Source organism: Streptomyces sp. OfavH-34-F (genome assembly GCF_022347745.1).
Classification (GTDB): Bacteria; Actinomycetota; Actinomycetes; order Streptomycetales; family Streptomycetaceae; genus Streptomyces.
The window spans coordinates 1-8747 of sequence record NZ_JAKRGC010000277.1 but is presented as its reverse complement, the minus strand read 5'-3'; the positions used below and the strand labels follow the sequence as shown (position 1 = coordinate 8747).

Annotated in this window: 5 protein-coding genes; all 5 read left to right on the top strand. The window is 75.3% G+C overall.

Annotation, left to right across the window (positions count from 1 at the left end; genetic code table 11):
• Positions 1-459: hypothetical protein (locus tag MHW47_RS28055; protein ID WP_239226558.1), on the top strand; the 459-nt coding region annotated here is incomplete at its 5' end.
• Complete coding sequence (locus tag MHW47_RS28050; RefSeq protein WP_239226557.1) at positions 456-2402, top strand: non-ribosomal peptide synthetase; 1947 nt, start codon at positions 456-458, stop codon at positions 2400-2402. The genes MHW47_RS28055 and MHW47_RS28050, both read left to right, overlap by 4 nt.
• Positions 2395-7107, top strand: a complete 4713-nt coding sequence (locus MHW47_RS28045; protein WP_239226556.1) for a type I polyketide synthase — start codon at positions 2395-2397, stop codon at positions 7105-7107. Before MHW47_RS28050 ends, MHW47_RS28045 begins: the two co-directional genes overlap by 8 nt.
• A gap of 1 nt (position 7108) precedes the next feature.
• Positions 7109-8140, top strand: a complete 1032-nt coding sequence (locus MHW47_RS28040) for a MupA/Atu3671 family FMN-dependent luciferase-like monooxygenase (protein WP_239226555.1) — start codon at positions 7109-7111, stop codon at positions 8138-8140.
• On the top strand, positions 8137-8747 hold a 611-nt coding region (locus MHW47_RS28035; RefSeq protein ID WP_239226554.1), incomplete at its 3' end, for a condensation domain-containing protein. The genes MHW47_RS28040 and MHW47_RS28035, both read left to right, overlap by 4 nt.

Here is an 8747-nt window from a genome sequence, read left to right as displayed (position 1 = left end):
ACCCCGGCCGAGGGGGGCCGCTGCGTGCTGCTGTGCGGCACGGGCGACGCCGACCGGACCGTCGCCGCCGCTGCCCGCTGGGCGGGCCGGGCCCCCGGACGGCCCCGGCTGGTCGGCGTCGGACGGTTCGCGGCCCGGATCGAGTTCAGCGTCGAGCTGGGCAACCTGGACATCCGGTACGCGGCCCGCTGCGGCGCCGGATACCGCGACCCCGCGTACGCGCGCGGCCGCGCCGACGTCACGGCGCCGGACGGCGAGGGCACCGTCACCGAGAACCTCCAGCGCGCCCTGGACCTGATCGCCGACGGCGGCATCCGCCCGGCGGCCATGAACCTGCCGCGCTTCCCGCTGGAACGGGCCGGCGAGGCCTACGCCGAACTGCGCACCCGGCCCGCCCACCCCGCGGTGCTCTTCTCCCACCGCACCGGCGACCGACCCGAGGAGCACCCCGCACCGTGACCCCCGCCATCCCGTCCGGCGCGCCGGACACCGGCCACCGGCCGTTCCCCCCGGCCGAGCGGGCCGGAACCCTGGTCCACCGCTTCCTGGACACCGCCGCCGCGCACCCCGGCCGGGACGCCGTGGTGACCCCCGCCACCCGCTGGACGTACCGGGAGACCGAGGAGCTGTCCGCCCGGGTGGCCGCCGGGCTCGTCGCGGCCGGCCTGCGCCCCGGTCAGCGCGTCGCCCTGCTCTTCTCGCACGGCGCCGAGATGATCGCCGCCCTCCTCGGCGTGCTGCGGGCCGGGCTGTCGTACGTGCCGCTGGACGCCGCCTACCCCGAACCGCGGCTCGCGTTCATGGCCGCCGACTCCGGCGCCGCCGCCCTCGTCACCGTCCGGGAGGCGCTGCCGCGCGCCGCCGCGCTCGCCGGGGACCGGCCCGTGCTCGCCTACGAGGACCTGGCCCGCCACGACTCCGGCGAGCCGGAGGCGCGCGCCACACCGGACGGCGAGGCGTACGTCCTGTACACCTCGGGCTCCACCGGCCGGCCCAAGCCCGTGACCCAGGTGCACCGCAACGTGCTGCACCACACCCGGGTCTGGACCGACGGCCTGCGGATCGGCCCCGGCGACCGGCTGACCCTGCAATCCGCGTACAGCTGGGACTCCGCCGTCCAGGACACCTTCGCCGCCCTGCTCAACGGCGCCGCCCTGTACCCCGTCGACCTCAAGTCGCTCGGGGTGAGCGGACTGCTGGAGTGGATGGCGCGCGAACGCCTCACCGTGTACCACTCGACGCTGCCCGTCTTCCGGGCCCTCGTACGGGCGATGGAATCGCGTGGCACCGCCCTCCCCGCCATGCGCATGCTCGCGCTCGGCGGCGACACCCTGCACCTCGCCGACCTCGAGGCCTGCCGGCGCGCCTTCGGGCCGCACTGCCGGGTCGCGGGCGCCTACGGCTCCACCGAGTGCTCCTGCGCACTGCTGCGCGTCGCGGACCCCGACTACCGCCCGCCGACCGGCGTCTTCCCGCTCGGCCTCCCCGTGACGGGGACCACCGTCCGGCTCCAGGACCCCGAAGGGCGGACCGTGGAGGGGCCCGGCGAGGGCGAGATCGTCGTCGTCAGCCCCTACCTCGCGCCCGGCGCCGCCGCCCCCGACCTGTCGTACCGCACCGGCGACCTGGCGCGCCGGCTGCCCGACGGCACCCTGCTGCTCATCGGGCGCGTCGACTTCCAGGTCAAGATCTCCGGTATCCGGGTCGAGACCGGCGAGGTGGAGAGCGCCCTCAAGGACCTGCCGCAGGTCCGCGAGGCCGTCGTCATGCCGTACACCGACCGGCTCGGCGAACGCCAGCTGGCGGCCCACCTGGTGGCCGAGCCCGGCACCCGGCCCGGGGCCGCCGCCCTGCGGGCCGCCCTGCGCGGCACCCTCCCGGACCACGCCGTGCCCACCGCGTACGTCCTGCTCGACGCGCTGCCGCTCACCGCGAACCACAAGATCGACCGCAGGGCGCTGCCCGACCCGCTGACCGCCGCGCAGCCCGCCGGGGGCTCCGGCCCCTACCCCGGCGGCTCCCTCGAACGCGCCGTCGCCGACGCCTGGTACGACGTGATCGGCGTCGCGGACGCCGGCCCCGACGACAACTTCTTCGACCTCGGCGGCACCTCGCTGCGCATGGCCGCCGTCCACGAACGGCTGACCAGGACCGTCGCCCCCGGACTGCGGATGACCGACCTGTACCGGGCGCCGACCGTCCGGAGCCTGGCCCGGCTGATCCGGCGGGCCGCCGGCCCCTCCGGACCGGACACCGGGGACGCCGCCGCCGGCACCGCCCGGGGCGCCCGCCGCCGTACGGTCCGCCGCCCCCGCCGGACCGAGACCACCGCCCACCACTCCCCGACACTCCCGCCCCCCGGCGGAGACCGAACCGTGGCCCCTGGAGGGAACCGTGACTGACCGCGCGTACGACGACTCAGCCCTGGACGGCCGGATTGCCGTCGTGGGCCTGGACTGCCGACTGCCGGGCGCCCGTGACCACACGGAGTTCTGGCGCGACCTGCTGGCCGGCACCGAGCGCATCGCCGACGTGGACGAGGACACGCTGAGTGCCGCCGGTGTCCCCCCGGAGTCGATCGCCGACCCCCGCTACGTGCGCCGCGCCTCGGCCGTCGAGGACGCCGACCTGTTCGACGCGTCGTTCTTCTACCTCTCCGCCCGCGAGGCCGAGCGGATGGACCCGCAGCTGCGGATGTTCCTGCAGTGCTCCTGGGCCGCGCTCGAACACAGCGGCCACGACTCGGAGCAGTACCCGGGCCGCATCGGCGTCTTCGCCGGCGCGCTCACGAGCACGTACCTCCTGAACAACGTGCTCACCGGGGAGAAGGGCTTCAACGGCTCGATCCGGCGGATGCGCCAGGACCTGCCCACGCTGATGGGCAACGACCCCAACTACCTGGCCACCCGGGTCTCCTACCACCTCAACCTCACCGGCCCCAGCATCTCCGTACAGACTGCCTGCTCGACGTCGCTGGTCGCCATCCACACCGCCGTCCAGAGCCTGCTGTCCGAGGAGTGCGACGTCGCGCTGGCGGGCGGCGTGGCGCTGCGCTTCCCGCAGGAGGCGGGTTACGTCCACGAGTCCGACGGCATCGCCTCGGGCTCCGGCACGGTCCGGCCGTTCGACGCCGGCGCCGACGGCACCGTCTTCGGCAACGGGGCCGGCGTGGTGGTCCTCAAGCGGCTGGCCGACGCGCTCGCCGACGGGGACACCGTCTGGGCCGTCGTCCGGGGCTCCGCGGTCGGCAACGACGGCGCCGACCGGGCGGGTTACTCCGCGCCCGGCGTCTCCGGCCAGGCCGCCGTCCTCGCCGAGGCGCTGGCCGTCTCCGGCGTGGACCCCGCCGACGTCAGCTACCTGGAGGCGCACGGCACCGGAACGCGCATGGGCGACCCGATCGAACTCGCCGCCGCGGCCCAGGTCTACGCCGCCGACGGCGCCCCGCCGCTCACCGTCGGCTCGGTCAAGGCCAACCTGGGCCACCTCAGCGTGGCCGCGGGCGTCACCTCGTTCATCAAGTGCGTCCTGATGCTGCACCACCGCACCCTCGTACCGACCCCGCACTTCACCGCCTGGAACCCGGAGTGCGCCGTCGAGGCCACCCGCTTCCGCGTCGGCACCGCCGCCGAACCCTGGGACGCCGGCGACCGCCCCCTGCGCTGCGCCGTCACCTCCACGGGCATGGGCGGCACCACCGCCCACGTCGTCCTGGAGGAGGCCCCGCCCACCGGCGACCGGCCCCGCGCCCACGCCGCGCCCGTCGTCGTGCTGCCGGTCTCGGCGAAGTCACCGGCCGCGCTGACGGCGGCCCGCACCGCCCTCGCCGACCACCTGGAGGCGACCGCCCCCGCCGAGACGGGCGAGTGGGGCGACACCGGCCTCGACGACACGGCGTACACCCTCGCCACCGCCCGCCGCACCTTCAACTACCGGACCGTCGTCACCGCCCCGGACCGCGCCACCGCCGTACAGGCCCTGCGCAGCGGCGACCCGCGCCACGCCCACCAGGACTCCGGACAGCCCGCCGACCGGCCCGTCGTCCTGCTCTTCCCCGGCCAGGGCACCCAGCACCCCGCCATGGGCCAGGGCTGGTACGAGCACCTGCCGGTGTTCCGCGACACCCTGGACGAGTGCGCCGAACTGCTCCTGCCCCACCTCGGGCTGGACCTGCGGGACGTGCTCTACCCGGCCCTGCGCGGGACCGGCGCAGCGTCCGGCGCCCCGAGCCTGGACCGCACCCTGCTCACCCAGCCGGCCCTGTTCGCCGTCGAGTACGCGCTCGCCCGGCAGTGGCAGGCGTGGGGCGTGCGCCCCGCCGCCCTCGTCGGACACAGCGTCGGCGAGTACGTCGCCGCCACCCTCGCCGGGGTCTTCCGGCTGCCGGACGCCCTGCGGGTGATCGCCGCACGCGGCCGCCTGGTGGACGAGCTGCCCGGCGGCGTGATGGCCGCCGTCATGCTGCCGCCCGGCGAACTGGCCGGCTACCTCGGCGACGACGTCGCGCTGGCCGCGGTCAACGAGCCCGCCGTCTGCACCGTCGCCGGAACCAGGGAGGCGGTCCGCGACCTCACCGCCCGGCTCGGCGCCGACGGGGTCGCCCACCGCAAGGTCGTCACCTCGCACGCCTTCCACTCGCCGATGATGGACCCCGCCGTCGGGCCGCTCACCGAACTGCTGCGCGGCATCGAACTGAGCCGCCCCCAGATCCCGTTCCTGTCCAACCGGACCGGGACCTGGATACGCGACGAGGAGGCCACCGACCCCGCCTACTGGGGCGCCCACCTGCGCGACACCGTCCGGTTCTCCGACTGCCTCGCCACCCTCCTCGCCGACGGCGACCACGTCTTCCTCGAAGCCGGCCCCGGCCAGACCCTGGCCACGTTCACCCGCCGCCACCCGGACCGGGAGACCGGCGTGCCGGTCATCACCTCCGCCGCCCGCGGCCGCGACGCCGCCGCCGACCTCACCGCCGTGCACGCCGCGCTCGGCCGGCTCTGGGCGGCCGGCCTGCCCGTGGACTGGGCGGGCCTCCACGCCGGCCGGGGACGCGGCCGGGTGCCGCTGCCCACCTACCCCTTCGAGGGCACCCGCTACTGGATCGACCCCGGCCCGGACACCCTGACCGCCGGCACCGGCCGCGCCGCCGCCGCGCCGGGCGGGAAACTGCCCCTGGACGACTGGCTCTCGGCGCCCGTCTGGCGCCCGGCCGTCGGCACCACCGACACCGGGCCCCGGCCCCTCACCGACCCCGTACTCCTCTTCGCGGACCCGGACGGCACCGCCGAACGCCTGGCGGCACACGCCTTCGCCGGCGAGGTGATCACCGTGCGCGCGGGCGACGCGTACGGCCGCGACGGCGACACCTGGACCGTGCGCCCCGACTCCGAGGACGACCACGCCCGGCTCGTCGCCGACCTGCTCGCCGAGGACCGGCTGCCCGGCCACCTGGTGCACGCCTGGTCCACCGGGACGCTCCCGCCCGAACGCGGCGTCCCGCGCTTCGAACAGGCCCAGCGGGCCGGGCTCTACAGCCTGATCGCCCTGGTCAAGGCGCTGAGCGAGCACGGCGTCACCCGCCCCCTGCAACTCGACCTGATCAGCGCCGGAGCGTACGCGGTGAGCCCTGCCGAGCCCGAGCCGGTCTCCGAACGGGTCACCCTGGCCGTGGCCGCCCGGGTCATCGGCCAGGAGCACGGCAACATCGGCGCCCGCCACTTCGACCTGCCCGCCCGGCCCGACGAGCGGTCGCTGCGCACGCTCGCCGCCGAACTGGGCACCCTGCGGCGCCCGGAGGTGGCCGTCACGCTGCGCGGCGCCACCCGCTGGGTCGCCGAGATGGCCCGCATCCGCGCCGACTGGAACGCCCCGGCCGCGTCCCGCCTCAAGGACGGCGGCGTCTACCTGATCACCGGCGGCCTCGGCGAGATCGGCTCCACCATCGCGGGGTGGCTGCACCGCGAGTGCGGGGCCCGGCTCGCCCTGCTGACGCGCGAGGCCCTGCCCGCCCGCGCGGCCTGGGACGCCTGGCTGGAGGAGCACCCGCACGACGACGAGACGGCGCTGCGGATCACCCGGCTGCGCGCCCTGGAGGCCGCGGGCGCCGCCCCGTTCCTCGTGAACGCCGACGTCGCGGACGCCGACGGGCTGCGCACCGCCGTCGAGAAGGTGAAGGCCCAGTTCGGCGGGCTCGACGGGGTCGTCCACGCGGCCGGCCTGCCGAGCGAGCAGTGGGACCGCGCCATCACCGCCGCCAGCGTCGAGCAGTGCCAGTGGCACTTCGTGTCCAAGGCACACGGCCAGATCGCCCTGGAGAAGGTCCTCGCCGACCACCCCGTCGACTTCTGCCTCATGCTGTCCTCGCTCGCCGGGGTGCTCGGCGGCCTGCGGCTGCTCGGCTACGGCGCCGCCAACCACTTCATGGACGCGGCGGCCGAACGCGCCAACCGGGGCCTGGACCGCACCGTGTGGATCAGCGCCGCCTGGGACGTGTGGCAGCACCACCAGGACGAGAAGCGGGCCCTGTCCGCCATCGGACGCAGCATGGACGACAAGGCCATCCAGCCGGACGAGGGCCTGGAGACCATCCGCCGGCTCCTGACCCTCCGCGACGTCTCCCACGTCGCCGTCTCCACCTGGGACATCGACCACCGGCTCGACCAGTGGGTGCGCGACGAGCGCATCGCCCGGCCGGTGGCCGGGGTCGCCGCCACGACGGACGCGGACGCCACCGCCGGCGACCTCACCGACCAGGTGGCCCGGCTGGTGCGCGACGCCCTGGGCAGCGAGGACATGCCGCTGGACGGCGACATCTTCGAGTACGGCGGCGACTCGCTGCTCATCGTCCGGCTGCTCTCGAATGTGCGCGAGCAGTTCTCCGTCGAGGTGTCGCTGGCCGACGTGCTCGGCGACCCGACCCCGCGGGCGCTCGCCGGCCTGGTCGACGACCGCCTCCGGGCCGCCGCCGCGACCGACGACGAGGTCGCGCTGCTGGCCCGGGAGCTGGACGGGCTCGACCCGGCCGAGCTCGAACGGCTGCTCGCGGCGGCCGAGACCGACCCGGCCGCGGACCCGGCGGCCGGCACCTCTCAGGAACAGGAGCGCTGAGGTGGACTTCAGCCTGATCTTCTTCTCGGGCGACGAGAAGAACAAGTACCGGTTCGTCCTCGACGCGGCCAAGTACGCCGACGAGAACGGCTTCACCGCGATCTGGACCCCGGAACGGCACTTCCACCGGTTCGGCGGCCTCTACCCGAACCCCTCGGTGCTCGGCGCCGGCCTGGCCATGGCCACCCAGCGCCTCCAGATCCGGGCCGGCAGCGTCATCCTCCCGCTGCACAGCCCGATCCGGGTCGCCGAGGAGTGGTCCGTGGTGGACAACCTCTCCCGCGGCCGGGCCGGCATCGCCCTGGCCACCGGCTTCAGCCCGGTCGACTTCGCCATCAACCCGACGGGCTGGGAGGACCGGCGCCGGCGCACCTTCGACGCCGTCACCACCCTGCGCGAACTGTGGGAGGGCGCGCCGGTCTACGTACAGGACGGCCTGGGCAACCACGTCGAGATCGAGCTGCACCCGCAGCCCGTCCAGCCCGAACTGCCGATCTGGCTCACCTGCACCAAGAGCCCGGAGACCTTCGAGGCCGCCGGCCGGCTCGGCTGCAACGTGCTGACCGCGCTCATCGACATGACCAACGAGGAGCTGGAGGACAAGCTCGCCCTCTACTTCAAGACCCTCCGGGAGCACGGGCACGACCCGGACGGCGTCACCGTCACGCTGATGCTGCACACGTTCATCGGCACCGACCTCGACGAGGTCCGCGAGACCGTCCGCGAGCCCTTCAGCGACTACCTGCGCTCCTTCTTCACCGTCATCGACTCGCAGAAGAAGAACCTCGCGCCGGGCGCCGGCGTGCGGGACATGACGCAGAGCGACCAGGACCAGCTGATCGAGTTCGCCTTCGACAAGTACTTCGAGAAGGGGGCGCTCCTCGGCACCCCGGACTCCTGCGGCGCCGTCGTCGACCGGTTCAAGGGGATGGGCGTCACCGAGATCGCCTGCCTCATCGACTTCGGCATCGACGAGGACCTCGTCGTGGAGAGCCTCAGCCACCTCAACGAGCTGCGCGGGCGGTACGCATGAGTGACGCGCTCGCCACCCGCCTCGCGGCCCTCACCCCGGAACAGCGCGCCCGCCTCCGCGCCGCCCTGCCCACAGCGCGGCCCGACACCGGAGAACCGACCCCCGGACAGCTCCGGCTGTGGCAGGTGCACCACCAGGTGGACGGCCGGCCCGTCGACGTGGTCTGCCAGGCCGTCCGGCTCACCGGCGCCCCCGTCGACCTCGACCTCCTCGCCGAGCGGATACGCGGCTTCACGGCCGCCCACGAGGCCCTGCGCACCACCTTCGCGACCTCCGCCGACGGCACGGTGCGCCGCGTCGTCCACCCGGAACTCCCGCCCCGCGTCACCCGGGTCCGCTGCGCCGACGAGGCCGAGGCCCACGCCGTCGCCCTGCGCCTCGCGGCGGAGCCGTTCGACCTGGCCGGCGGACCGCTGCTGCGCGTCGCCCTGGCCGAGGGGCCGGCGCCCGACCGGGCATGGGTCCTGGTCGCCGTGCACAACCTGGTCTTCGACGCCTGGTCGTTCGAACTGCTCCTCGACGAACTGGCCCGGGAGACGGGCCCGGCCGCCGCGCCCCGCCCGTTCGGGGCCTTCGTCCGGGACCAGGCGGACTGGCTGCGGGGCCC